We start from the raw sequence: 23981 nt of genomic DNA on the forward strand, positions 1-23981 counted from the left end.
CAGAGCGCCGGCGCGATCTTCCAGGCGGGAATGGCGATCGGGAAATTCCATGGCGTGATGATGCCGACGACGCCGACCGGCTCGCGGGTGATCTCGACGCCGATATCAGGGCGCACCGAGGGGATGATTTCGCCGGCCAGCCGCAGCGCTTCACCGGCGAAGAAGTCGAAGATCTGGCCGGCGCGCACGGTCTCGCCGATGCCTTCGGCCAGCGTCTTGCCCTCTTCGCGCGACAACAGCCGTCCGAGCTCGTCCTTGCGCGCAAGGATCTCGTCGGCGGTCTTTCGAAGGATTGCATAGCGCTCGAGGATGCCGGAGCGTGACCAGGCCGGAAACGCAGCCTTGGCCGCGGCGATCGCCGCCTTCGCATCCTCGGCCGAGGCGCGGGCATATTCCCCGATCACATCGTTGGTGTCCGACGGATTGATATTGGCAACGCCATTACCGCCAACCCATTCGCCGGCAATCAGGTTCTGGTGCAATGTCATGGGGACCTCCTGCTAGATCGCTATTTAATCAATGAATAGGGTCGCCCTCATCACGCGGGACAAGGGCGACCGTTTGACCATTAACGCTTGTGCTGACCAATCAAGGCTTCCATCATGGACATTTCCTCCGCCGTCAGGTCGTGAAGCGGTGAGCGGACAGGACCAGCATCGAAGCCCTGTAGGCGTACACCCGCTTTTACCGCCGCAACTGCATAGCCTTTGGCGCGATTGCGGATCGCCATGAAGGGGTAGAAGAAGTCGAGAAGGATCTTTTCGCACTTCGCGCGTTCGCCGGCGCGCAACGCCTTATAGAACTCCATCGCCAGACCGGGCACGAAGTTGAACACGGCGGACGAGTAGGTTGTGAATCCAGCTCCGAGATAGGCTTCTGCGAAGAGCTCGGCGGTCGGCATACCGCCAAGGTAGGTCAATCGGTCACCCATCTTCGCCGTAATTTGGCGCACAAGAGCGATGTCCCCGGTACCATCCTTGAAGCCGACGAGGTTGGGGCATTCGTCGCAAAGCCGCGCGAGCGTATCGGCCTGGAGCACTGAATTGTCGCGATTGTAGACCATCACGCCCATACCGGTGGATTGGCAAACGGCCTTGATATGTTGGTAGAGTCCCTCTTGCGGAGCGTCGATCAGGTAGTGCGGAAGGAGAAGAATTCCGTCGGCCCCGGCCTTTTCAACAGACCTTGCAATGGAGACGGCCATATTCGTGCCATAGCCGCAGCCTGAAACAATCGGCGTCTTGCCGGCAGCTTCCTTGGCAACGCGCACGATTTGCGGAATCTCCTCTGGCGCGAGCGAAAAGAACTCGCCCGTGCCGCCCGCAGCAAACAGCGTGGCTGCATCGTAGCCTGAGAGCCAGTTGACGTGCTCACCGTAGCTCTTGGCATTGAACTTTCCCGCCGCATCGAAATGCGTGACAGGGAAGGAAAGTAGACCGGCGCCAAGCACCTGTTTCAATTCTTCAGTTCTCATGGATGTAGCCCTCCTTTGACAGAAGCACCGAATAGCGATGCTCCTGGTTGATTTGATTTGATTGTTTCGGGTGGTGGTGCGCGCCTCTTCAGGCTTCCAGCGATCGCACCATCGTGGCCAGGCGTTCGCAGGCACCGGTTAGCTCACGGTCGGAGGCGGCGATTGACAGACGAATGAAACCGGGCGCGCCAAAAGCCGCACCTGGCACACTCGACAGGCCGAACTGCTGGAGAAGGTGCGCGGCAAACGTTGTGTCGTCTGCAATCACCTCTCCGCTTAATTCCCGCCCGAGCAGCCTCCCCACGCCAATGAAGGCATAAAAAGCACCCTCCGGCGGAGTGAATGCGAGCCCGTCGATGTCCGCGAGACCCTGCGACATGATTTTCGCCCGTTCAGCGAAGGTTCGCGCGGCTTTGGCAACAAAATCCTGATCGCCGTTTAGCGCTGCGAGGGCTGCTGCTTGCGCTACAGTCGAGACGGACGTCACGCTCTGCGACTGCATTTTATTGAGCGATGCGATGAGTGCTTTAGGGCCGGCAGCATAGCCGACGCGCCAACCGGTCATCGCATATGCCTTGGACACACCGTTGACGATCAGTGTTCGGTCGCGAAGCTCTGGGCAGGCAGACGCGAAGGATATAAAGGGTGCCTCCTTAAGCAGGATGTGCTCGTAGATTTCGTCCGAAAGCACCAACACCTGCGGATGGCGGGCGAGCACTTCGGCAAGTCCTCGGTACTCCTGCGCCGAATAGATAGCTCCGGTGGGGTTAGATGGCGAGTTCAGCAGCAACCATCGGGTCTTGGACGTGATCGATGCTTCCAGCCGCTCAGGGTCGATCTTGAAACCGACCTCGGGCCCGCAACTCACATAGACTGGGTCGCCTCCGTGCAGGGACACGATGTCGCCGTAGGACACCCAGCAAGGCGTCGGGATTATGACCTCATCGCCAAGCTCGAGCGTGGCGAGGAATACGTCAAACAGGATTTGCTTGGCGCCATTGGCGACCATCACCTCGTCAGCGGCATAGTTCAGCTGATTTTCCGTTTTGAACTTGCTCACGATCGCCTGTCGCAGGCTCTCCATACCCGCCGGCACGCCATAGCGCACCCGCCCCTGACGAATGGCTTCGCAGGCCGCCTCAGCAACGTGTGCCGGCGGCTCGAAATCCGGCTCGCCGAGCGACAAGTCGATGATATCGTGGCCCTCGGCAATCAATTTCTTCGCAGCCATTGCGATCGCCATGCTGGGCGATGACTTTATGCCCGCTGCGCGCTTGTTCTCGAAGTTCATCTCCGGCTTCCTTGGACTGATTGACATTTAAAGCCGGACGAAGCTTCCGCCCCGCCCGGCCCCCGGGAGGATTATCTGGTAGGGACGTAGTCGAAATCGCTGTCCCGCTTTGCGGCGGTTGGATCGCGCGTGTCTGCCGGACCGTAGCCGCCGCCGCCAGGAAGCTGGAGAATTAGCCGGCGCCCAGCGGGCACATGTTGCCGACCCTTCGAGGCCAAGCGCGTTCCGTCGTCGAGCAACACTGCGCCAGGAGCGCCATTCTCGCCGCCATTGCGGCCGCGCGCCGGGTGTTCAACGCGGTCGAACATGGCGTTGAAATGCATCTCGTGACCTTCGGTCGGCGAGATTTCCACGACCTGGCCCAGGCCGCCTCGGAACTGGCCGGCGCCGCCCGAACCGTCGCGCAACTCCTTGCGCCAGAAGATGACCGGACCGACGTGCTCGGTCGCTTCGATCGACATGGAATGCACGCCGCTTGGAAATGCCGTGGCACTCAAACCGTCAAGCGTGGAGCGTGCACCTGCGCCGCCACTGTTGAAGAGCAGGACTTCTGCGCGCTGGCCGCCATCAGCCGGCGCCCTTTCACCCTGCAACGGCCGAACGCTGACGTGCAGGTTCCACAAGGCACCCGCCCCTTCCGCCGGTACGCGACCAGGAAGCATCTTGTGCACGGCGCCAAGTACGGCGTCCGGAACGAGATGCCCGAGGACGTGGCGCACCGAGACAGGTGCGGGATGTTGCGCATTGAGAATGCAGTTTTGCGGAGCCGTGACGCGAAACGGTAGCAGGGAGGCATGATTGTTCGGAATCTCCGGCGCGATCGAGCATTTGAGACCGTAACAGGCATAGGCTGCGGAGTAGATGATCGGGCAATTGATACCCTTCGGACTGGGCGGCGAGGTCCCTTCGAAATCCGCAAGGATATAATCGTCCGCCACATCGAGGCGCACGGCGATGTCGATCGGCGAGCCATAGCCGTCGACCCGCATTACGTTGGAATAGGAACCCTTCGGCAGGGCCGCAATCCGTTCGATCGTCGCATCGTAGCTGCGCTTGAAGATGAAGTCCGCCAAGGTTTCGAGATCCGCGAGACCGAATTCGTCCATCATGTCCATGAGCCGGCGATGGCCGATCTCGTTGCAAGCTGCGAGCGAATAGACATCGCCGACCACCTGATGACTCTCGCGCACATTGTTGCGCAAGATGTTGACGAGGTCCTTGTTGACAACGCCGCGTTCGGCAAACTTCATGATCGGGACGAAGATGCCTTCTTCGTAGACCTCGTTGGCATCCGGCCCGAAACCGCGACCACCAACATCGACTACGTGTGCGGTGCAGGCGAAGTAGCCAACCAGATCCCCTTTCCGAAAACTCGGCGAGACGACAGTGAAGTCGTGCAGGTGGCCCGTGCCCTTCCACGGGTCGTTGGTGATATAGACGTCACCCTCGAAGATGTTCTCAGGGCCGATGTCGCGGATGAAGTGGCCGACGGCTTCCGCCATAGCGTTGACGTGGCCGGGTGTACCGGTCACGGCCTGAGCGATCATCTTTCCGCCGCGGTTGAACACGCCAGCAGACAGGTCACCCGACTCACGCACGCTGGTGCTGAACGCGGTGCGGATCAGCGTAAGCGCTTGCTCCTCAACTACGGAGATTAGCCGGTTCCACATGATCTGCATATGGACGTCAGAAAGTGCATTGGTTTTCATGGTTTTCCCTCTGTTCAGGCAGCTTGCTTGGCACGCACGAGCAGGCAGCCATCGGACTGCATGACGACTTCGCGGCTCGCTGTGATAATGGTCGAGGTTTCGCGTTCGGTGATGACCGCCGGACCGGCGACCCAATCGCCTGGCTTCATGTCGTTGCGGGAGACAATCGCGGCACTTTGGAAGTTGCCTTCCTGCACGTCGAAGATTTCACGGGTGCCCCGAACCTGGGCTGCCGCTCCCTTAGCGGTCGTGCCGATCCGCTCAGGCGGGATCACCTTTGATGTAGCACGCAGCGACCAACTGACGATCTCGACGTCGAGGCCGTCGATCACGCGGCCAAAGAACTGCTCATACTGTTCGTCGAACAGTTTGCGAAACAGTGCGCCGTCGCTGTCGATGTAGTCACGCACCTCGATGGTGACTGGTACTTCCCAGCCCTGACCGACATAACGCATGTAGGCAGTGCATTCGAGACCCGGTTCCGCGTCCGGCGCTCCTGAGCGCACGAAGGATGTCGCTTCAGCGATCAAGTCGCCGATGGTGGTGTTGATCGCTTTCGCCTCGAAGCGGCTTAGACGGCTATAGGCGCTGCGAACGGATTCAAAGCCGAATGGAGCCCTCAGGAAACCGATGGCCGAGCCGACACCAGCGCCTGGTGGAATCAAAAGATCCGACATCCCAAGCTTTTCGCACAGCCGGGCGGCATGGATGGGTGCCGCACCGCCGAAGGCAATCATCGTGAACTCCGAAAGCTCCTTGCCGTTTTCAACGGCATGCATTCGCGCGGCGTTGCTCATGTTCTCGTCAACCACTTCGCTGAGCCCGTATGCAGCAGTTGCAACATTGGTCTCGAGCTTTGAGGCCACATCCTGGTCCATGGCCCTGTCAGAGGCGGAACGATCGAGCTTCATTGCACCGCCGGCAAACTCGTCGGGGTCAAGACGGCCGAGAATGAGATCGGCGTCGGTGACGGTCGGGTTCTCACCGCCACGGCCATAGCAGGCGGGCCCTGGCTCGGAACCGGCACTATGAGGACCAACGCGGATCTGGCGCATGCTGTCGACGGTTGCAATCGAGCCGCCCCCGGCGCCGATCTCGACCATTTCGATGACCGGAATGGAGATGGGCATGCCGCTGCCCTTCTTGAAGCGCCAGGTGCGAGCGACCTCGAATGTCTTAGACGTCTTGGGCGTCTGTTTTTCGATCAGGCAGATCTTGGCCGTTGTCCCGCCCATGTCGTAGGAGAGGACCTGGTCGAGCCCGTAGCTGCTGGCGATATGAGCGGCGAAAATTGCGCCGCCTGCGGGACCGGATTCAAGAAGGCGAACCGGGAATTCGATGGCGCTTTCGACGCTGATGATCCCGCCGCCAGAATGGATCATAAAGATCGGGCATCGGGTTCCCTCATCCGTCAAGCGACCAACGAGGCGGTTGAGATAGGAAGCCATCAGGGGCTTGACGAAGGCGTTGGCGCACACCGTGTTGAAGCGCTGGAACTCGCGCATTTGCGGCGAGACCTCGAACGACACTGACACCGAGATGTCCGGTTTTTTGGCAAGTAGCCGGTCTCGAACGGTTTTTTCATGCGCGCCGTTCAAGTAGGAATGTATGAAGCCAATCGCGACGCTTTGATAACCGGCAGCAAGAATGCGATCGCAGAGGGCATCGACTTCGGAAAGGTCCAGCGCCTTGAGCACCGAACCGTCGGCGCCGATGCGCTCGTCAAGTACAAAGCGCTCGTTACGCGAAACCAGTGGTTCGGGCAGTACGATATCGAGATCATATTGTTCGAAACGGCTCTCCGTGCGCATTTCGATGACGTCACGGAACCCCTTGGTGGTGATGAAGGCAGTTTTCGCACCCCGGCGCTCGATCAAGGCATTGGTGGCGAGCGTGGTGCCGTGGATGATCGTATCGATCTCGGAGAGATCCACGCCCGCGACCTCAGCGACCTGACGAATGCCTTCAACGATTGCGTTTTCGGGAAACGAGTAGTCGGTCAGCACTTTGATCGAATGGAGCGTGGCTCCCACTTCCATCGCGACATCGGTAAAGGTACCACCGATATCGACGCCGACCCTAATTTGCTTGCCATCTTTCGCCATTTTCTTCACTCATGCTCCGTAAACGAGCTTGTTGCGCCGCGCCCGAGAAGGCTTGTTTTTCGACGTGCGGCGGCACTCCCCGCCCGCACAGGCAGGCGGGGGCAAAAAGCTCTTCAGTGGTTGATGTTTCGGGTGCGCTGCGCGACGGCTAAATGAGCGCGCAGAGCTTAAGTGTTATTGCTTGCCGGTGAAATCGACACCCGGCAATGTCGTCGGAAGCGCGGCGCGATCCACGCCGATCCATTTCTTGTAGAGCGCGTCAAGCGATCCGTCCGCAGTATGCCGGGTCACAAAATCTGTGAGGTAGGCGAGCATATCCTGATCGCCTTTGCGCACTGCCATTCCCTGGAAATTGTCGGCAACCTTATATTTGCGCTCGAATTCGGCGCTATGTCCCGTTTCCTTTATTACCAGGCCGTATGTGACGCTCCCAAGGATCGCATCGACCTGGCCTGAAAGTAGTGCTTGCACTGTCGTGGCATCATCGTCGAAGCGCTTGATTTCTGTCTGCGGCGGCGCAGCCTTGACCAAAACCGGTTCGAACACGCTGCCTCGGTTAACGCCGATTACGTATTGACCGAGATCCTCGTTACCCTTGATTTCAGCATCCTTTTTTGCCCAGACGGTGATGTCGTTCGACGAGTAGGGAATGACATACTGGATGACCTTGGCACGCTCTTGCGTAATAGTCATAGAAGGCACGAGGAAATCGACATTGCCGTTGACGAGCAGAGGAATGCGGTTCTGGCCGGTGATGCGTTCGAACTTCACCTCGACGCCGAGTTCCTGGGCAATCAGCTTGGAAATCTCGATGTCGAAACCCTCGTTTTGACCGTTCTGGTCGATGAAGCCCCAGGGAAACTGATCCATCTGAACCCCAATGACGGCCGTGCCCTTTGCCTTGAGCTCTTCCGGCGTGACAGCTCCTGCAGTGTTGGTAAAAGCAGTCGCCGTCAGAATGATCGCCGTAAGACCGGACAGGAACCTGGAACGCGAGATGGTCGGTGCTGAATTGAACATTTTGGTTACCTCTGGTTGGTTTTGATCATGCGTTCTTTTTGTTATCTCGCGGCGTTGAGGCGCCGTTCGACTCTTGCGCTGAAGTAGGTCAGGGGCAGGCAGATGAAGAAGTAGACGAGCCCGACCGCCCCATAGACTTGCAGTGGTTGAAACGTGATGTTCGCCATTAGCTGGCCCGAGCGGGTAAGCTCAGTCAGGCCCAGGAGTGCAGCAAGAGCAGTCCCCTTGATAAGGTTCACCAGGAAGCCGATGGTGGCGGGCAGACCGATCCGGAAGGCCTGGGGCAGGACCACATCGATCATGCGGTAGACATAGCCGATACCAAGTGCACGGGCGGCCTCGCTTTGACCCGGCGCCACGGCCTGGATGCTGCCACGCCAGATCTCGCCGAGAAACGCGCTTGTGTGCAGCGACAGGCCAACGGTCAGCGCCACCCAGATATCGACCTTGAGGCCAAATACCGGCATTCCGAAATAAACGAAGAACAACTGCACCAAGAGCGGCGTCCCTTGGAAGATCTGGATGTAGGTTGCCATCAGGCCGCGCAGGACCGCCCATTTGCTGGTGCGACCGAGCGCTACGGCAAGACCCAGCGCCCCACCAAAAGTGAACGCGAGGAGAGAGAGGATGACTGTCCAGCGAGCACCTTCCAGCAGGAACAGAAACTCTCCGAAACCAAATTCACGGATCATCGATTTGGCCTCACTTTGTCGGATAGGAGAAGTAGGATCTGCCGACCAGCTGCAATGCGACAGAGAAGAACTGGGACAGCAGGAGGTAGACCGCACCGAGCACGAAATAGATCTCGAAACTGCGGAAGGTTTGGGCGTCCAGCGTCTGCGCCATGTAGGTCAGCTCCTCAGCGGAGACCGACGCAACAAGGCTCGAATTCAGCATCATCAGGATGAACTGACTGCAGAGCGCCGGATAGACCGCACGGATTGCTGGTCGAAAAACGATGAAACGATAAATGTCGATCGTATGCAGGCCAAGCGCCCTGCCCGCCTCAATCTGGCCAGGCCGGATCGACTGCACGCCACCGCGAACGATCTCCGCGGCATATGCCGCACAGTTGAGTGACATTGCGAGGATCGCTGCCTCTTCACCGTCCAACTTAATACCGAGCGTCGGCATGCCGAAATAGATAAAGAAGATCTGGACGAGAAACGGTGTGTTGCGGATAAGCTCGATATAGCCCACCGCAATCATCCGCACGGCGGCAAGTTTACTCATCCTCATCAACATGAAGACAATCCCCAGCGCAAGGCCGGCAACCATTGCGATGGCAGACATCCTTAGTGTTTGAATGGCGCCCTCGAGAAACATGGGCCAAGCGGCAATGACAGGGGCGAAATCGAAGGAATATTGCATCTATCCACCTCTGCCCTAGTGATTGAGGATCTGGCTGAGGAACGCCTTGGTGCGTTCATGGCTCGGGTTGCTGAAGAACACGTCGGGCTTGGCGCTTTCGACGATCTCACCGCGGTCCATAAAGATGACGCGATGCGCAACGGCGCGTGCGAAGCCCATTTCGTGCGTGACGCAGATCATGGTAATGCCGTCGTCGGCGAGCGACACCATTGTATCAAGCACCTCTTTGACCATCTCGGGATCGAGAGCGGAGGTCGGCTCGTCGAACAACATGATTTTCGGATCCATGCAGAGCGCGCGTGCGATGGCGACACGCTGCTGCTGACCGCCCGATAACTGAGCCGGATACTTCAGCGCCTGCTCGACGATGTGGACGCGCTCGAGATGGCGCATGGCCTTTTCCTTAGCCTCTGCCACCGACGCCTTGCGAACGCGCCGCTGTGCCAGCATGCAGTTTTCAAGCACTGTTAGATGAGGAAAGAGGTTGAACTGCTGGAACACCATACCGACGTCGCGTCTAATATGGTCGGCATTCGCGCCGCTTTGGTTGAGCCGTGTACCGTTGACGAAGATTGTGCCTTCCTGAATTTCCTCCAGGTGATTGATGCAACGGATAAGCGTCGACTTGCCAGAGCCCGACGGACCGCAAAGAACAATGTGCTCGCCGCGAGCGACGTTCAGATTTATTCCCTTTAACACTTGCAAAGGGCCATACCATTTGTTGACGCCGACCATATATATGGCTTTTTCGGACTTCGCGCTTTCGCTCATTCCTCGTTCCCCTTCCTGTTATCGTCAGGATTTCATTGCGACTTCAAACACGGCATCAACCTCGACGGATGAGCCGCGAGGAAGCGATCCGGCGCCGAGCGCCGTACGGACGTGGCGGCCATTTTCTCCGAAGATTTCGACAAGAAGATCGGAAGCGCCATCAATTACGGCCGGATGTCCCTGGAAGTGCGGCGGCGCGTTCACGAAACCGCGAAGCTGCACGCACGCAATTACTCGGTCGAGGTCCCCGTCGAGGGCGGCACTTACCCGGGCCACAAGGTTCAAAGCGCAAAGACGAGCGGCTTGATACCCGTCTTCAGGCGAGATGTCCTGCCCCACCACGCCGACGAAATGCTCGATACCGTCGATACGCGGGATCTGTCCTGAGACAAAGAGAAGGGATCCCACGAGCCGGTGCGGAAGGTAGTTTCCGGAGGCCGGCGCATTAGAAGGCAACACGAGGCCGAGCTTGGAGATGCGTTCAGAGACGACACCCATAGCAAATTCCACCTGATTTTCTGCGAGCGCCTTAAAGCGCTTGTTTCGTTCCCGGAGCCATTCGCCTCGTCTCGACCGACAAGGTATCGCTGGCTCACTTCTGAGACCAAAGATTATTGAAATAGTATCTCATGTCAATACCGACACAAGAGATACTACCTCCAAGCGAGGCCGACGCATTTATAAGGCGATAATCGTATTAATTCAGCTATTTACAGCGCGTTTGTAGGTTTCTGTCGGTGTGTGCTTCCAATCAGCGCCGAAAATATTTTTGACTCATCCGCCATAAAGAGCTTTGAATAAGGCTCGCCGATATGCTCATCGAAGCCTGTGTGCGCACACTTGAGCGCAATCGCCGACATACAGGTAGTACCACATCTTGAAGTAGTGCTATCTTGTCAGAAGGACAACGAAACCCTATTAATCGTCAAAAGCACCGGTAAAGGGTGACGCTAGGTAACGGGTGAATCTTGGACACACTGACAAGTCGGACCATACAAGCACTCAAGGCTCATATCATCGAGGGTGAACTCGACAAGGGCGACAAGCTTGGATCGCTTAATGACCTTTCTCAACGCTTTGGCGTGAGCCGGACCGTCATTCGCGAAGCGATATCCGCATTGCGGTCTGATGGAGTAGTAGAGGCGCGTCATGGCGTCGGCGTGTTTGTTCGGAATGTGCCCGCGCCGGAAGATTTGACCGGCTATGATTCCGAGCTGGCACTGGCGCCGCTTCGCCGCCTGAAGACGTCATTCATCGACCTTCTGGAACTGCGAATGGCATTCGAGGTTCATGCGGCGGGTCTTGCTGCGACCCGCCGCTCCTGGGCACAGGAATCAAATATCTGGAACGCTGCCCGCCAATTCGAGGCATCGATCGACGACGAAACCGCCCTCGACAATCTGGACTTTGTTTTCCATCGCTCGATCGCAGACGCGACGAATAATGGTGCCTTTATAGAGTTCTTCAACTTGATGAGCCTTCAAATACTCCCGCAACCGGCGTTCTCAAAGGAACTCAATCCAGCGCTCATCACACCCGAGTACATTCAAAACACTGTGAGAGAACACAGGGCCATCTGCGAAGCGATCAGCAGCGGAAACTCCGAACAGGCCCGCGAAGCCATGCGCGCACATCTAAACCGGAGCCATCTTCGGTACCGCGGCTTTTCAGACGGAGAGACTTCGCCGTTAAGCAATCTCGCCCAATCGGAATGAGCCGCTACGCTACATTGACTAGGCGCCAAGGTGTTGTCACATAAACGGTATTTCAGTGGATTAGGCATGGAAGCGGTTGGATGAAGAATTCATCCGTCAGTTACAAGCGCCACCGTTTCCCGCAACAGATCATCGCCCATGCGGTCTGACTGTTTTTCAGATTTCCTTTGAGCCTGCGGCTGGTCGAGGGGTTGCTGCTGGAGCGCGGGATCATCGTCTCGTATGAAACGATCCGGCGATGGGGACGGAAAATTGGACCGACCTACGCAAAGCGACTTCATCGCAGGCGACCTCCGCGCCAAGTCGTCGAAGTTGCCACCAAGGGCAGCCATGTTCAATTCAAGCATCCCGAGAAACCTGGCCGCGTCACTGTTCCACATCCGAAAAGGGACATCCCGATCGGAACGTTGAAGAGCATCGAGAAACAAGCCGGACTCAAGCTGAGGTAACGAACATGCGCAATTATATCGGGTTGATCCATAAGGATGCCGACAGTGATTACGGCGTGTCCTTTCCCGACTTTCCTGGCCTGATCACCGCTGGAACCGACCTCGACGATGCGCGAGCTATGGCCGAGGAAGCCTTGTCCCTACACATTGAAGGTCTAGCCGAAGACGGCGAAGCAATTCCCGAACCTTCCACACTGGAAGCGGTGATGGCAAACGCGGATAACCTGGACGGTGTTGCAATTCTCGTTGGCGTCAAGACCGAAGCCAAAAGAGCGGTTCGCGTAAATATCACCCTGCCAGAAGACGTCCTAAAGGCGATCGATGCTTTCGCCGAAGCGCAAGGGCTGACGCGATCAGGCTTCTTGGTTCGAGCCGCCAGGCATTTGATCGCACACGCAAACGACGATTACAACGATCTCCATGCAGAGACGCGGCTAGGGGCCTGAACGGAACTCTGTCCGTGCCTCCCTCACCCTTCTAAGACATTGATGGTCTGCCGCGAAAGGTCAACGTCAATCTCTCTAGGGGTACGGCGACTCATGACATCTCCAGCACGAAGGTTCCGACCAACTGGCTTTCCCTGGACGCCCCCGTTTTTGCGGGTAATCCACTTCCCATACGCCTGCCGGCGAGCATGGGAAGTGGCCACTGAAAAACCGGAGAGGATGTCCTGCGCATGAGGTGCCCTACTCGGCGGCCATTGCCCTAGCGAGTTGCGGCTCATCGATGATCGTTTCCCGGTGGCTCTCTTGTTTCGGTGGCTTGATCCGGAACCAAACAGCGTACAGCGCCGGAAGAAAGAGCAGGATCATCACGGTGCCCGCCGCCGTTCCGCCAATCAGGGTGTAGGCCATCGATCCCCAGAACACCGAATGGGTCAAAGGTATGAAGGCTAGGATCGCTGCTAGTGCGGTCAGGATGACAGGTCGTGTCCGCTGCACCGTCGCCTCAATGACGGCATCATAGTCATCAAGACCGGCCGCCTGGTTCTCCTTGATTTGCTCTGTCAGGATCAGCGTGTTGCGCATGAGGATACCTGCCAGCCCTATCAACCCGAGAATAGCGTTGAAGCCAAATGGCTGGTTGAACAGGAGCAAGGTGGGAACCACTCCGGCAAGACCAAGCGGTGCGGTCAGCATCACCATTGTCATCGTCGACAGACTGCGGACCTGCAGGATGATGACGGTCAATGTGGCCGCGATCATAAGCGGAAAGACCTGAACCAGAGCGACGTTGGCCTTGAGGGATTCCTCGATATTTCCACCCATCTCGATGCGGTATCCGACTGGAAGCGAAGCGATCAGCGGTTGAAGGGCCTTCATGACCTGCTGCGAAACCTCCGGGGGCTGCGTCGCCTCGTTGATATCGGATCTGATCGTGATGACGGGCGTCCGGTCGCGACGCTTGAGGATCGGTTCCTCGAAGCGGATCTCGGAATGCCCGATCTGATCCAGCGGAACCTGGCGGCCACTCCGGCTCATCAGAGAAAAGTCGGCAAGCCGTGATGGATCGAGGCGGTTCTCGCCCGCACTTCGGGCGACGACAGGCACGTTCCGGATGTTGTCGCGCACCTGCGTGACGGGGATCCCTGTAAGCAGTAACTGCATCTGCTGGGCCGCCTCCGACGGTGAAAGACCGATCAGATTAAGCCGCTCCTGATCCGGAATAAAGCGCAACACCGGCGTGCGGTTGCCCCAATCACGATTGGCCTGTCTGACGTCGGGTACAGTTTTCATGATCGCCAAGGCTTGCTCGGAAATCTTGTACAGTTCTTCCTGATCCGGCCCCATGATCCGAAACTCGACCGGAAACGGCGTGTAGGGCCCAAAGACAAGCTGCGTTACACGCACAGATGCTTCAGGAACAAGCCCTTCCGAAATGGCGGCGCGAAGGCGGTGCTTCAAATCCTCACGTGCATGTGCATCGGGCGTCAACACAACGACCTTGGCGAAGGCAGGGTCAGGCAATTCAGGCGCCATGGCGAAGAAGAAGCGCGGCGCACCCTGCCCTACATAGCTGGTGACGATTTTTGTTTCCGGCTGGGTTTGCAGCCAGTCTTCGACTTTCTCCACTGCGGCCGTCGTGGTTTCGATGCTTGTACCCTCAGGCATGCGAACTTCGACCAGGACCTCTGGCCGGTCCGATGTGGGGAAGAACTGTTGTTTTACGCCGCCCATCCCGACAACCGAAACGGCCATGGTGATACCGACCACGGCGCAGGTCATGACTTTATAACGGACCGCAAACTCGATCGTGGAGCGCAAGCGACGGTAGTTGGGCGTATCATAGATGGCGTGGTGTCCACCCTCGACCGGTTTGATGTCAGGCAACATCTTCACGCCCATATACGGCGTAAAGATCACCGCAACAAACCACGAAACGATCAAGGCGAAGCCGACGACCCAGAAGATGTTGCCGGCATATTCACCTGCGGTCGACTTGGCGAAGCCGACGGGCATCAGTCCAATGATTGTGACAAGTGTGCCGGAAAGCATCGGGGCCGCCGTATGGCTCCAGGCATAAGCGGCCGCCTTGATGCGGTCCATGCCCTCCTCCATCTTCACTACCATCACCTCGATTGCAATGATGGCATCATCCACGAGAAGGCCGAGCGCAAGGATCAGCGCGCCGAGCGTGATGCGGTCGAAGAACCGGCCGGTTTCCAGCATGATCAGGAAGACGACGGCCAGCGTCAGCGGCACCGCGAGTGCGACGACAATGCCGACGCGCCAACCGAGTGCGACCAGACTGACGAACAGCACGACACCGAGCGCCATGGCGAACTTGAGCATGAATTCACCGACCGCCTCATCGATGTTGACGGCTTGATCGCTGACTTTCGTGAGAGTCATGCCCAGCGGCAATGTCTGCGCGATTGCCGCAGATCGTGATTCAAGCGCCTTGCCAAGCTCAAGGCCGTTCCAACCCGATTGCATAACCGCACCCAGCATGATTGTCGGCTCACCCTCATGCCGGATGATATAGGTTGCGGGATCCTCGTAGCCTCGCCGTACATCCGCGATATCGGAGAGCTTCAGCGTCCGGCCGGCGGCCACGATCGGCGTTTCGGCAATCGCCTGTACACTGTTGTAAGCCCCGTCAAAACGAATGAAGACCTGTGGGCCACGGGTGTCGATCGAGCCGGCGGGTGTGACCGTGTTCTGTCTCTGCAAGGCTGCAGCAATATCCTGCGCCGATATTCCGAGCGTTGCCAGCTTGGCATAGGAAAATTCGACGAAGATCTGTTCGGGACGCTCTCCGAGAATGTTGATTTTCTTGACCCCCGGCACGTGCAGGAGACCCTGACGGATGACCTCCGCCTGCCGGACGAGGTCGCGCATCGGCATTCCCTTCGCCTTCAGGGCATAAAGGCCGAAGCTCACGTCGGAATACTCATCGTTGACAAACGGGCCCCTAACGCCCGGAGGGAGATTTCGGGCTTCGTCACCGAGCTTCTTGCGAGCCTGATAGAACTCCTCTTCGACGGCAGATGCTGGCGTGTTGTCCTTGAGCGTAACTGTGAGGAATGCGTAGCCTGGCCGCGTTGTCGTCTCGACACGGTCGTACCATGTGAGTTCCTGGATACGCTTCTCTAGGGGCTCGGCCACAAGATCCTGCATTTCATGTGCAGTGGCGCCCGGCCAAACCGACGTGACCGTCAAGGTCTTGATGGTAAAGGACGGATCCTCGGCGCGGCCTAGTTTGACGAAGGCATACACCCCCGCGGCCGCTAACAGAACGATGAAGAACAGTGTGACAGCGCGTTCGCGAACTGCGATGGCGGAAAGATTGAAGTTCATTACTTTGTCACCTCTTGCTGCGAGGCAACCCTGACGCTCGCGCCATTTTCAAGCAGATGCGCACCCAGAGCGACAACCTGTTGATCAACCATGACGCCGGTGACAAATGCAGTCTCCTCGCCGATCCGTTTGATCTCAACAGGCGTGAAGTTCACAGTGGACGTGGCGCCGTTGACAACCCACACACCTGTCCGGCTGCCGTCGTCAAGGATAGCACCGACTGGAACAGCGACCTCCGTTTGCCTGTCCGCATCCAATATTTTGATCGTGACTGTCGAACCAAGGGGGGCAGAGGCAGCGGCGCCTTCAAGAACATAACGCGCCTCGTATGTCCGGGTTTGCGGGTCGGCAGAATCGGAAATCTGTCGCAGCCTGGCCTTTCCGCTGAGGCCGTCGCCTCCATAAACAGCGGCTTGTCCTTCGGATCCGATGTCGGGCCGCAGCGTCTCCGGAAGCCAGACAACAGCCTCGCGCGGCCCCGCCTGCGCCAGTTGAACGACCGTCTGGCCTGCTGCCACGACTTGTCCGGCGTCTCCAAGCGTCTGGACGATGGTTCCATCCGAGTCTGCGAGTAAGACCGTATATGCCGCTTCGTTTTCTGCGACCTTTGCATCGGCTTCAGCCGCAGCAAGCTGTGCCGCAGCCGTGTCGAGAGCAGCCTTCGCCTGTTCATAACGTTGTGGAGTGGCTGCCAAGCCATTTTTCACCAGCACCGCATAGCGTTTCTCGTCTGCTTGCGCCTGGACCAGGACAGCGCGTGCTGCGGTGACCGTATTGCGCTTAGCTGTCAGCGCGAGCTGGAGATCGGTTTCATCAATGCGCATCAGAGCCTGGCCTTGCCTGACCTGCTGGCCCACATCCACCATTCGTTCGATGATTTTGCCCGGAACCCGAAAACCGAGGTTGCTCTGGATTCGTGATGCGACTGTTCCGGTAAACGAGCGCTCCGCCGATCCAGTCGTTGTCGCCTCTGCCACCCTGACCAACGGTGAAACAGTCCTTGGGTCGGCAGCCTCGGCTTCCGTCTTTGTGGGTTCGAAAACCAGGAAAAAGGCACCGGCTGCCCCGGCCGCTGCCACGAGACCTACGAAAGTCAGGACATGTTTGCGTTTCATTTTAAGTTTCTCTTCTTGACCAGCGATCCAAACAAATTAGATTGCGATCTAACTCTATTCGCATTATAGATGTCAAATGAAATCTAATTGGAGATCGTCATGAGAGTGAGCCGGGCACAGGCTGAGGAGAACCGTGAGACGGTCATCAACGTCGCAAGCCGTCTGTTCCGAGAGCATGGCTTTGACGGAATTGGCCTGAAGGATCTGATGAAGGGAGCTGGCCTTACGCAAGGCGGCTTCTATAAGCAATTCGCATCAAAGGACGACCTTGCTGCACTTGCATCAAGGCGCGCCATGGAAAGTGCGACCCGGAGATGGTCAGCGGCCGCCGCGGACAGTTCCGATCCCCTCGAGGCTGTGATGGCATTCTACCTCTCCCCCGACCATCGTGGAGAAAAGGCGGAAGGTTGCCCTTTGGTGGCGCTCGGATCGGACGCCGCTCGGCAGAGTGAAGAGGTCAGACGTCCATTCGAGGACGGAATCCGCGCTCACTTCGAAGTACTCGATGAACTAATGGGCGATGATAAGAACTCCGAGCCCAGCAGCAAGGCGATGGCAATACTGTCTATCATGGTGGGTGCCGTCACGCTTTCCCGCATCACGGAGGACCGGAACATGTCGCAAGGCATCCTCGACGCAGCGGCTGGCGAAGTCAGGCGCATTGCGCGCGGTGACGATGTTGCCTGAAGGCTAAGCCGGGTTCGATGGCCTGGCGTGGATAAGGGCCGAAGATTAGCTGCCACTCGGTTTGGCTGAGAGCGTCCAAGGCTCCTGCATAAACCGCATGTTTAGAGAACAGGCCCTGACCGCATCGTCGGTCGGGAGGCTGAAGGCATGCCCATTTTTACAGTGAAGACAGGTGGAAAACAGATGCGTCGTATTGTTGTCACGGGAATGGGAGCCGTAAGCCCTGTTGGTGCAAATGTAGATATCTCCTGGACACGGCTCCTCGCGGGCCAAAGCGGCATTCGTCGACTGGGTGAAGAGGTTGTCGGGGATCTCCCTTCGAAAATAGGGGGAGTTGTCCCCTTGTTCACGGAGGATCCAGAAGGCGGCTTCGATCCGGATACGATCATGGCTCCGAAGGACCAGCGCAAGGTTGACCGGTTTATCATCTTTGCACTGGCGGCCGCTGAAGAAGCCCTCGCGCAGGCGAACTGGAAGCCGACCTCGAATGAAGACCGGCTGAGAACCGCAACGATCGTTGCGTCGGGCATTGGCGGCTTCCCTGCAATAACCGAAGCGGTCCGCACCGTCGATCAACGCGGTGTGCGTCGTCTTTCACCCTTCACAGTACCGTCGTTTCTCGTCAACCTCGCAGCGGGACAAGTCTCGATCCGTCATGGCTTCAAAGGCCCCCTCGGCGCACCGGTAACCGCGTGCGCCGCCAGCGTTCAGGCGATCGGGGATGCCGCCAGGTTGATCCGATCCAACGAAGCCGACATTGCGATATGCGGCGGAACAGAAGCCTGCATGAATATCGTCAGTCTCGGTGGTTTTGCCGCCGCCAGATCGCTGTCGACTGGCTTCAACGAAACGCCGAGCCAGGCATCGCGCCCCTTCGATACGTCACGCGACGGCTTCGTCATGGGCGAAGGAGCGGGCATACTTGTCATCGAGGCATTGAGTCACGCGCTTGCTCGCGGCGCAACGCCCATTGCCGAACTCGTCGGATACGGCACGACAGCCGATGCCCATCACATAACTTCCGGCCCCGAAGACGGAAACGGCGCGCGCAGAGCCATGGAGATCGCCATCGCGCAGGCCGGTATAGCCCCGCGTGAGATCGGACATCTGAATGCGCATGCCACCTCGACGCCAGTGGGAGATCTCGGTGAAATAAGGGCTATCAAAAGTGTATTTGGCTCCAAAAAATCCATAGCCGTCAGCGGCACGAAATCGTCAACAGGACACCTGCTCGGCGCGGCGGGAGGGCTGGAAGCGATCTTCACCATTCTGGCACTCAAGAACCAGATCGCGCCGCCAACCCTCAACCTGAACGCTCCGGATCCGGAAGCCGACGGTATCGATTTCGTGGCGAACCACGCGCGCCAATTAGACGCAGAATACGCAATATCCAACGGTTTCGGCTTTGGCGGGGTCAATGCCAGCGCACTTTTCAAGCGTTGGCCAGGTGGAAGCGTGCCTCGCTCATCTTCAATTGGCTGACGGGTATCTTCGCCCAACCAGGTCATGAAATCTTGTCCGGGAGCTGAACTTCAATGGAATCGACGATGGTTACTACGCCAAACGTTCGTCCCCTCAAGCCAGTGATTGCCGTTATCGGCGTTTGCGGTGGTGTCTTCGGCAACCTGGTCGACTGAACAGCATGTCGCTGCGTTCTGAGCAACAATTACGCCAAACGCCGCCGCTCGCGGTACATTTGCCGGAAGTCGGCCACTGTTGAGGTTAGCAAAGCGTGTCATCGGTAAATCGCGGTTCATCGCCCGGCTTGCCGCACGCGACCCAGTCGCGCTTCGCCCGCAGGTAATTGGTCAGCTCGGCCAATTCAGTTGCCTTCTGCTCAAGCCTGACGAGCTGGACGTCCATGATCTCGATCTCACGCGCCGGCGATAAGCCCTCGCGTTGCAGTTCCGTGGCAATCTCCGCGATCTCCTTGAGTGGCAGACCCAGTGATTGTGCGAAACGGATCATCCGAACCGTCGAGGCGTCCTGGTCGGTGAAGATCTGATAGGGATTGCGACCACCTTTGGCGCCGAGTTGCGGCCTGAGCAGACCTTTGCGGACATAAAAGCGGACAGTATCCTGGCTCAATCCTGTCCGCTGGGCGAATTCTCCGATCAGCATATTTTCACCCCTTAAGCTGTTGACCATGGACCTTAGTCCAGCCTTATATGATGCGTTCCCTCAATTGTGGAACACTTTCATGCTGAACTATCCTAATAACGATTCCCATGAGCCGACTGCCTTCGTGACTGGGGCAACCGGCCTTCTGGGCAACAATCTGGTCCGCGAACTAATCGCCGACGGCTGGGGCGTGCGCGCGCTGGTTCGCTCGCACGAGAAAGCAGCAATGCAGTTTGCCGGGCTGGATTTGGAGATCATCACCGGCGATATGCTCGACGTGCCGGGTTTTGCGAACGCGCTTAAGGGCGTGGACGTGGTTTTCCACACAGCGGCCTATTTCCGCGACTCTTACAAGGGCGGGAAGCATTGGGACGCGCTCTACGCGGCCAATGTCGCAGGTACCCGTGGCTTGCTCGATCACGCTTATCGTGCCGGCGTGCGGCGCTTCGTCCATACCAGTTCGGTCGCCGTGTTGCGCGGTGCAAAGGGACAGACCATAGACGAGACCATGTTGCGGGATGAGCGGGACGCCGATGATTATTACCGCAGCAAGATCCTGTCGGACCGCGTGGTGCTTGATTTTCTCGACAAACATCCCGATTTCTGGGCGGCCATGGTGCTTCCGGGCTGGATGCACGGGCCGGGGGATATCGGGCCGACCTCGGCTGGCCAAACAGTGCTGGATGTGGCACTCGAGCGCTTGCCCGGCGTTCCACCCGGCTCCTTCTCGGTGGTCGATGCGCGCGATGTGGCGCGGGCGATGATCCTCGCTAGCCGCCGAGGGCAACGCGGCGAACGTTACCTCGCCGCCGGACAGCATATGACCATGACCGATTTGTTGCCGTTGATCGCACAAGCCACCAGGGCAAAGGCACCGACCCGCCGCATTCCACTCTTCTTCCTTTACCTGATCGGCGCCGGCAATGAGCTCTACGCGCGGATGACTGGCAAGCCTGTACTCTTGAGTTGGGCCATGGCGCGAACAGTTGCCACGGAGAATGACCGCTCTCGCTACGATTGTGCGAAGAGCACACGAGAATTGGGTCTGGAGTTCCGGCCGGTCACCGAAACCCTGCGTGATGAAGTGGCCTGGTTCCGTACGCACGGCTTCTTGCCTAGCTGAAACGTTCGCGATGCGGCGTTAAAGGGCTACAGCCAAGACAGAGGTTTCAGCCAAAGACCCTTGAAGGTCGGTGACATTCGTTGATTTCGGTCTTAGTGCCCTTTTCTCCTTAGAAATCGCGCACTGATACGAAGGCGTCGATTCATTTGCGCTTCGGTTAATTGTGGCCCGATCTACTGGGCGATCGCAACGCGATCACCCACACTCACACCTTTGCAAAATCAATCCATTGGCTGCGTACCGCTATAAGAACGCGTTTTGAGAAGTAGCTTTATATTCCGTTTTTGAAATACACATTGTGCTTATGTCCAATGGGAGAGGAGGACACCGTGCACGGACCTAGCGTCAAGGACACCCGCGAGGGCGCGGCTTCACCGATCGAATTACAGGACCTTGCAAAAAAGCTTGCGGCTCTCGCTCGACAGATCAAGACAATCGCAGCTACACCTCTCGGCGAGGCGGTCGATTTGGACGACCAAACCTCTGCGAATGCAGCAAAGCTGCATCAGCCGCGATTTATGTGAATGACAAGAAAGTCGCCGAAGGCAAAATCGAAAAACCGTTGCTGGCCGTTTCGTCATCGACACCTCTGGCATCGACGTTGACACGGGCCCCTGAAGGAAGTCCAGATCGAACTGATCTAGTGCCGCGCTTGCCGGCAGCGCAACGTCGCCGGCAAATGCCACTTTTCAGGGCCACTCTCGCCGCCAACGCAAATGCCGCTACACTCGCGTCTTTTCCACGCGAGATGGCGCTGATATACGGTTCGCAAGGGAACCGACCGCCGTCGTTGTTCCACTCATCTCACCTGCCCGCCCTCACCAGCGACCGCGCGATATCGATGATGTCGTCTCTGGCCGCCGTCGGGTCGTCTTTGGACCAGGCAACCCCCAGCCCGATCCTGAAGTCGACACCCCTCACCTTCCGAAGCTCGAAATTGCGGTTGGGCAGATCCAGCGTCCATTCCGGCGCAAAGCCGATGCCAAGACCGGCCGACACCAGTGACACCAAGGAGAAGGTGTCGTCACAGCTGTAAGCGACACTCTTTGCGAGATCGTGCTCCTCGAACTTTTCCGCGAAATAGCGCTCGGTAAAAGACATGTTCTGGCGCGAGAACGAGATGATCTTCTCACCCTTCAGGTCCTCGATGCCGATCTCGCTTTGAGCAAGCAGGGCGCTGTTCTTCTCCACCGCCAGCAGGTAGCGCTCATGCGCGATCGAGAAGAACCTGAGCGAGCCGATGTTTTCGACCGGGCGGATGAAGCCGAGATTGATCTGGCCGTTCTCCAGACCGCGGATGATGTCGTTGGTCGAGCCGCTGGATATATGCAGCTCGATATCGGGATACTTGCGGCCGATGCGCGCCAGGAACGCCGGCAGCAGACCGATCGTTGCCGGATAAACCGTTCCGATCCGGATCTTGCGCCTCGCCTTGCCGGCAACCGAGCGCACCACCTCGGCCGACAGATCGACATCGCCCAGGATCCGCACACAGCGATCGTAGTAGATCTCCCCTGCCCTGGTCAGTTCGACCTTTCTCGTCGAGCGCTCCAGCAGGCGAACGCCGAGTTCCTTTTCCAGCGACTGGATCTGACAGCTCAAAGCCGGCTGGGCGATATGCACCCGGGCTGCCGCCCGACCGAAATGCAGCTCCTCGGCAACCGCCACGAAGTAAGTCAGCTGGCGAAGTTCCATGGCGGGGTCCTCGTCATTCGGAGAAATACGCGCGCGCGACCACGCAGGACGGAATACGCCCAGCGAACAATGCGGAATCGTTGATGCAGATATCGATGCAGTGTATCTATATAGCGTCCGGGTATTTGTCAATACCCTGTATCGAAATAAATACGAGGTCGCTGTGAACTCCACCCAAGCCAGAGCTGCTCGTGCAATCTTAAAGCTCGGAGTGCGCGAGGTGGCGGAGCTAGCCAAGGTGACGGCAAATACCGTTAGTCGGGTCGAGCAAGATGAGGCTGGCCCAAGAGGCCCGCAGCCTGTCACTGTTGAGGCAATCAAACGAGTGTATGAGGCGCGAGGTATTGTCTTCTTCGACGACGGTCCTGCGCCCAACGGCGGCCCCGGTGTGCGATTGGCTAAGGCCTAAGTCTTCCGGGGATTGGCAAGCCAAGGCCGTCGGACCGCCAGCGTTCCCGTCGATACATTATGCGATCTTCTTGGCCCAAAAGGTGAACATCACAGCAACAAGCCGTGCAGGGCTCGTGGGAGCAGGATTCTGTCCGCCCCTAAGGCGACGTCCACGCTTAAGTCTGTGAACGGCAGCATTGCGCCCGCACATCTGTCGTTCAGAGCGCCTCTCGTATTCCCTGAATGCAGACGGTCTGCTCAAGTTGACGCGATGGCGAATCATAGGGTGGTGTGCTGACGGTCTGGTTGTGGGGGTAATCGGTGATAGCTGCCGTTCGTAGAGCCATTGTTGTACCCGCTTCGCGGGCCACTAGGTAGCGACCAGTTCGGCAATTTTTTTCGCGACTTCCTCCATCGACTCTTCTGCTGTGTTTAGCCCGGCTCGGGAGGCTAGTAAGAGGCTGACCTGCTCAAGCTCGTCATATGTCGTTCCGTGAACAACCGGGACGAGCCGCTCACGGCGGAGGAGGGCCGAAAGCTCTTTATCTGCGATGCCTTCCGCCGGAAGACGGCGCAACATAGCCGGGGTTACCAAAACAATACCGACGCGCGAATTCACCAAGCCCTTATCGATCGCCCGCATCATCGGCACCCCAAGGCCAAGATCCTTCTCACTGAACCAAACCCGAACGCCCCGCGCTTCAAGCAGATCATGAAGTTCCTTGGCGGACCCTTGCCTGTCATCCCATGCATGACAGAGGAACACATCTCGAAGATCTGGCTGTGACGCCGCTAGGCTCTCAACATTTTCGCGAACCGGCGTGAGAGCCTGTACTTGTTCCGGTGTGTACCACGCAGACGAACCGCCACCCGACCAACGGGGCTTTGACGTGCGGCGACCGGACCCGCCGCCGCTGCTTCGACCGCTGCCAAGTCCAGAGGAAGACGAGGTAGTTGAGTATGAACGCGAGGAGTATGATCCGGAGTCGTAGAGACTGTAGCCGCCGTATCGTGACCGGCTAGGCTCAGGACTCATTGATCAGAGCCAGAAGATGACGGTCGCGGCGATGCATATTGCGGAGAAGAAGGTGTGCGCGCATCGGTCGTAGCGGGTTGCGATGCGCCGCCAGTCCTTGAGCTTTGCG

20 protein-coding genes and 3 pseudogenes are annotated in these 23981 nt (G+C 58.1%); 7 read left to right on the forward strand and 16 right to left on the reverse strand.

The genetic code is table 11. The annotated features are described in order from the left end of the window. The 10 genes from IB264_RS33770 to IB264_RS33815 form a co-directional block, all read right to left on the reverse strand. On the reverse strand, window positions 1-488 hold a 488-nt coding region (locus IB264_RS33770; RefSeq protein WP_192435263.1), incomplete at its 3' end, for an aldehyde dehydrogenase family protein. A gap of 80 nt (window positions 489-568) precedes the next feature. Continuing rightward, window positions 569-1474, reverse strand: a complete 906-nt coding sequence (kdgD, locus tag IB264_RS33775; protein ID WP_192435291.1) for a 5-dehydro-4-deoxyglucarate dehydratase — start codon at window positions 1472-1474, stop codon at window positions 569-571. An 88-nt stretch (window positions 1475-1562) separates the two neighbouring features. Further along, a complete protein-coding gene (locus tag IB264_RS33780) occupies window positions 1563-2765 on the reverse strand; it encodes a pyridoxal phosphate-dependent aminotransferase (RefSeq protein WP_192435265.1) in 1203 nt (400 codons plus the stop codon). Between the two features lie 71 nt (window positions 2766-2836). Continuing rightward, complete coding sequence (locus IB264_RS33785; RefSeq protein WP_025430981.1) at window positions 2837-4474, reverse strand: hydantoinase B/oxoprolinase family protein; 1638 nt, start codon at window positions 4472-4474, stop codon at window positions 2837-2839. A 14-nt stretch (window positions 4475-4488) separates the two neighbouring features. Continuing rightward, on the reverse strand, window positions 4489-6579 hold the full coding sequence (locus IB264_RS33790) for a hydantoinase/oxoprolinase family protein (RefSeq protein WP_192435267.1): 2091 nt from the start codon (window positions 6577-6579) through the stop codon (window positions 4489-4491). A 174-nt stretch (window positions 6580-6753) separates the two neighbouring features. Further along, window positions 6754-7599: a transporter substrate-binding domain-containing protein gene (locus IB264_RS33795; protein ID WP_192435269.1), complete on the reverse strand. Its 846-nt coding sequence runs from the start codon at window positions 7597-7599 to the stop codon at window positions 6754-6756. A 41-nt stretch (window positions 7600-7640) separates the two neighbouring features. Continuing rightward, window positions 7641-8291, reverse strand: coding sequence for an amino acid ABC transporter permease (locus IB264_RS33800; RefSeq protein ID WP_107028518.1), 651 nt, complete (start codon window positions 8289-8291; stop codon window positions 7641-7643). Between the two features lie 10 nt (window positions 8292-8301). Beyond that, complete coding sequence (locus tag IB264_RS33805) at window positions 8302-8970, reverse strand: amino acid ABC transporter permease (RefSeq protein WP_192435271.1); 669 nt, start codon at window positions 8968-8970, stop codon at window positions 8302-8304. A 15-nt stretch (window positions 8971-8985) separates the two neighbouring features. Continuing rightward, the gene (locus tag IB264_RS33810; protein ID WP_192435273.1) at window positions 8986-9741 is read right to left on the reverse strand and encodes an amino acid ABC transporter ATP-binding protein; all 756 of its coding nucleotides are present in this window, start codon (window positions 9739-9741) and stop codon (window positions 8986-8988) included. A gap of 24 nt (window positions 9742-9765) precedes the next feature. Beyond that, window positions 9766-10239 carry a RidA family protein gene (locus tag IB264_RS33815; RefSeq protein WP_192435275.1) on the reverse strand — a complete coding sequence of 158 codons (474 nt, stop codon included), beginning with the start codon at window positions 10237-10239 and terminating at the stop codon, window positions 9766-9768. 470 nt (window positions 10240-10709) lie between these two features. Between IB264_RS33815 and IB264_RS33820 the strand changes: the two genes are divergently transcribed. From IB264_RS33820 to IB264_RS33830, 4 genes and pseudogenes are all read left to right on the forward strand, one after another. After that, window positions 10710-11456, forward strand: a complete 747-nt coding sequence (locus IB264_RS33820) for a FadR/GntR family transcriptional regulator (protein ID WP_192435277.1) — start codon at window positions 10710-10712, stop codon at window positions 11454-11456. A gap of 80 nt (window positions 11457-11536) precedes the next feature. Continuing rightward, window positions 11537-11758: pseudogene (locus IB264_RS35015) on the forward strand (IS6 family transposase); the annotation flags it as partial. A 6-nt stretch (window positions 11759-11764) separates the two neighbouring features. After that, a pseudogene (locus IB264_RS33825) lies at window positions 11765-11905 on the forward strand (type II toxin-antitoxin system HicA family toxin); the annotation flags it as partial. Between the two features lie 5 nt (window positions 11906-11910). Further along, a complete protein-coding gene (locus IB264_RS33830) occupies window positions 11911-12351 on the forward strand; it encodes a type II toxin-antitoxin system HicB family antitoxin (protein ID WP_192435279.1) in 441 nt (146 codons plus the stop codon). 240 nt (window positions 12352-12591) lie between these two features. Here the strand turns inward: IB264_RS33830 and IB264_RS33835 are convergent, their stop codons facing one another. Together IB264_RS33835 and IB264_RS33840 are read right to left on the reverse strand one after the other, a co-directional pair. Next, window positions 12592-15705: an efflux RND transporter permease subunit gene (locus IB264_RS33835; RefSeq protein ID WP_192435281.1), complete on the reverse strand. Its 3114-nt coding sequence runs from the start codon at window positions 15703-15705 to the stop codon at window positions 12592-12594. Continuing rightward, window positions 15705-16820 carry an efflux RND transporter periplasmic adaptor subunit gene (locus IB264_RS33840; protein ID WP_192435283.1) on the reverse strand — a complete coding sequence of 372 codons (1116 nt, stop codon included), beginning with the start codon at window positions 16818-16820 and terminating at the stop codon, window positions 15705-15707. Before IB264_RS33840 ends, IB264_RS33835 begins: the two co-directional genes overlap by 1 nt. Before the next feature lie 99 nt (window positions 16821-16919). Here IB264_RS33840 and IB264_RS33845 point away from each other — a divergent pair, with 99 nt between their 5' ends. Then, the gene (locus IB264_RS33845) at window positions 16920-17507 is read left to right on the forward strand and encodes a TetR/AcrR family transcriptional regulator (protein ID WP_025430994.1); all 588 of its coding nucleotides are present in this window, start codon (window positions 16920-16922) and stop codon (window positions 17505-17507) included. A 183-nt stretch (window positions 17508-17690) separates the two neighbouring features. Continuing rightward, window positions 17691-18989 (forward strand): beta-ketoacyl-ACP synthase II, encoded by a 1299-nt coding sequence (gene fabF, locus IB264_RS33850; protein WP_192435295.1) that lies wholly within the window; start codon window positions 17691-17693, stop codon window positions 18987-18989. Window positions 18990-19229: 240 nt separating this feature from the next. Here fabF and IB264_RS33855 read toward each other — a convergent pair whose 3' ends face one another. Then, entirely contained in the window at window positions 19230-19628 is a 399-nt protein-coding gene (locus tag IB264_RS33855) for a MerR family transcriptional regulator (RefSeq protein ID WP_084815401.1), read from the reverse strand. A 79-nt stretch (window positions 19629-19707) separates the two neighbouring features. Between IB264_RS33855 and IB264_RS33860 the strand changes: the two genes are divergently transcribed. Then, window positions 19708-20751: an SDR family oxidoreductase gene (locus tag IB264_RS33860; protein WP_192435285.1), complete on the forward strand. Its 1044-nt coding sequence runs from the start codon at window positions 19708-19710 to the stop codon at window positions 20749-20751. Window positions 20752-21555: 804 nt separating this feature from the next. Here IB264_RS33860 and IB264_RS33865 read toward each other — a convergent pair. The 3 genes and pseudogenes from IB264_RS33865 to IB264_RS33875 all read right to left on the reverse strand — a co-directional run. Continuing rightward, a complete protein-coding gene (locus tag IB264_RS33865) occupies window positions 21556-22446 on the reverse strand; it encodes a LysR family transcriptional regulator (RefSeq protein ID WP_192435287.1) in 891 nt (296 codons plus the stop codon). Window positions 22447-23206: 760 nt separating this feature from the next. Next, window positions 23207-23602, reverse strand: coding sequence for a toll/interleukin-1 receptor domain-containing protein (locus IB264_RS35480; protein ID WP_309141694.1), 396 nt, complete (start codon window positions 23600-23602; stop codon window positions 23207-23209). A gap of 273 nt (window positions 23603-23875) precedes the next feature. Then, window positions 23876-23981 (reverse strand): annotated as a pseudogene (locus IB264_RS33875) (IS5/IS1182 family transposase); the annotation flags it as partial.

The organism is Ensifer sp. ENS11 (assembly GCF_014851895.1).
Taxonomy (GTDB): domain Bacteria; phylum Pseudomonadota; class Alphaproteobacteria; order Rhizobiales; family Rhizobiaceae; genus Ensifer; species Ensifer canadensis.

What these genes read in the sequence shown, in the direction of transcription:
- IB264_RS33855 (WP_084815401.1), bottom strand. Translation starts at nt 19,628, where the DNA reads ATGCTGATCGGAGAATTCGCCCAGCGGACAGGATTGAGCCAGGATACT.
- fabF (WP_192435295.1), top strand. Translation starts at nt 17,691, where the DNA reads ATGCGTCGTATTGTTGTCACGGGAATGGGAGCCGTAAGCCCTGTTGGT.
- IB264_RS33835 (WP_192435281.1), bottom strand. Translation starts at nt 15,705, where the DNA reads ATGAACTTCAATCTTTCCGCCATCGCAGTTCGCGAACGCGCTGTCACA.
- IB264_RS33785 (WP_025430981.1), bottom strand. Translation starts at nt 4,474, where the DNA reads ATGAAAACCAATGCACTTTCTGACGTCCATATGCAGATCATGTGGAAC.
- IB264_RS33795 (WP_192435269.1), bottom strand. Translation starts at nt 7,599, where the DNA reads ATGTTCAATTCAGCACCGACCATCTCGCGTTCCAGGTTCCTGTCCGGT.
- IB264_RS33805 (WP_192435271.1), bottom strand. Translation starts at nt 8,970, where the DNA reads ATGCAATATTCCTTCGATTTCGCCCCTGTCATTGCCGCTTGGCCCATG.
- kdgD (WP_192435291.1), bottom strand. Translation starts at nt 1,474, where the DNA reads ATGAGAACTGAAGAATTGAAACAGGTGCTTGGCGCCGGTCTACTTTCC.
- IB264_RS33860 (WP_192435285.1), top strand. Translation starts at nt 19,708, where the DNA reads ATGCTGAACTATCCTAATAACGATTCCCATGAGCCGACTGCCTTCGTG.
- IB264_RS33780 (WP_192435265.1), bottom strand. Translation starts at nt 2,765, where the DNA reads ATGAACTTCGAGAACAAGCGCGCAGCGGGCATAAAGTCATCGCCCAGC.
- IB264_RS33815 (WP_192435275.1), bottom strand. Translation starts at nt 10,239, where the DNA reads ATGGGTGTCGTCTCTGAACGCATCTCCAAGCTCGGCCTCGTGTTGCCT.
- IB264_RS33810 (WP_192435273.1), bottom strand. Translation starts at nt 9,741, where the DNA reads ATGAGCGAAAGCGCGAAGTCCGAAAAAGCCATATATATGGTCGGCGTC.
- IB264_RS33790 (WP_192435267.1), bottom strand. Translation starts at nt 6,579, where the DNA reads ATGGCGAAAGATGGCAAGCAAATTAGGGTCGGCGTCGATATCGGTGGT.
- IB264_RS33865 (WP_192435287.1), bottom strand. Translation starts at nt 22,446, where the DNA reads ATGGAACTTCGCCAGCTGACTTACTTCGTGGCGGTTGCCGAGGAGCTG.
- IB264_RS33840 (WP_192435283.1), bottom strand. Translation starts at nt 16,820, where the DNA reads ATGAAACGCAAACATGTCCTGACTTTCGTAGGTCTCGTGGCAGCGGCC.
- IB264_RS33845 (WP_025430994.1), top strand. Translation starts at nt 16,920, where the DNA reads ATGAGAGTGAGCCGGGCACAGGCTGAGGAGAACCGTGAGACGGTCATC.
- IB264_RS33800 (WP_107028518.1), bottom strand. Translation starts at nt 8,291, where the DNA reads ATGATCCGTGAATTTGGTTTCGGAGAGTTTCTGTTCCTGCTGGAAGGT.
- IB264_RS33830 (WP_192435279.1), top strand. Translation starts at nt 11,911, where the DNA reads ATGCGCAATTATATCGGGTTGATCCATAAGGATGCCGACAGTGATTAC.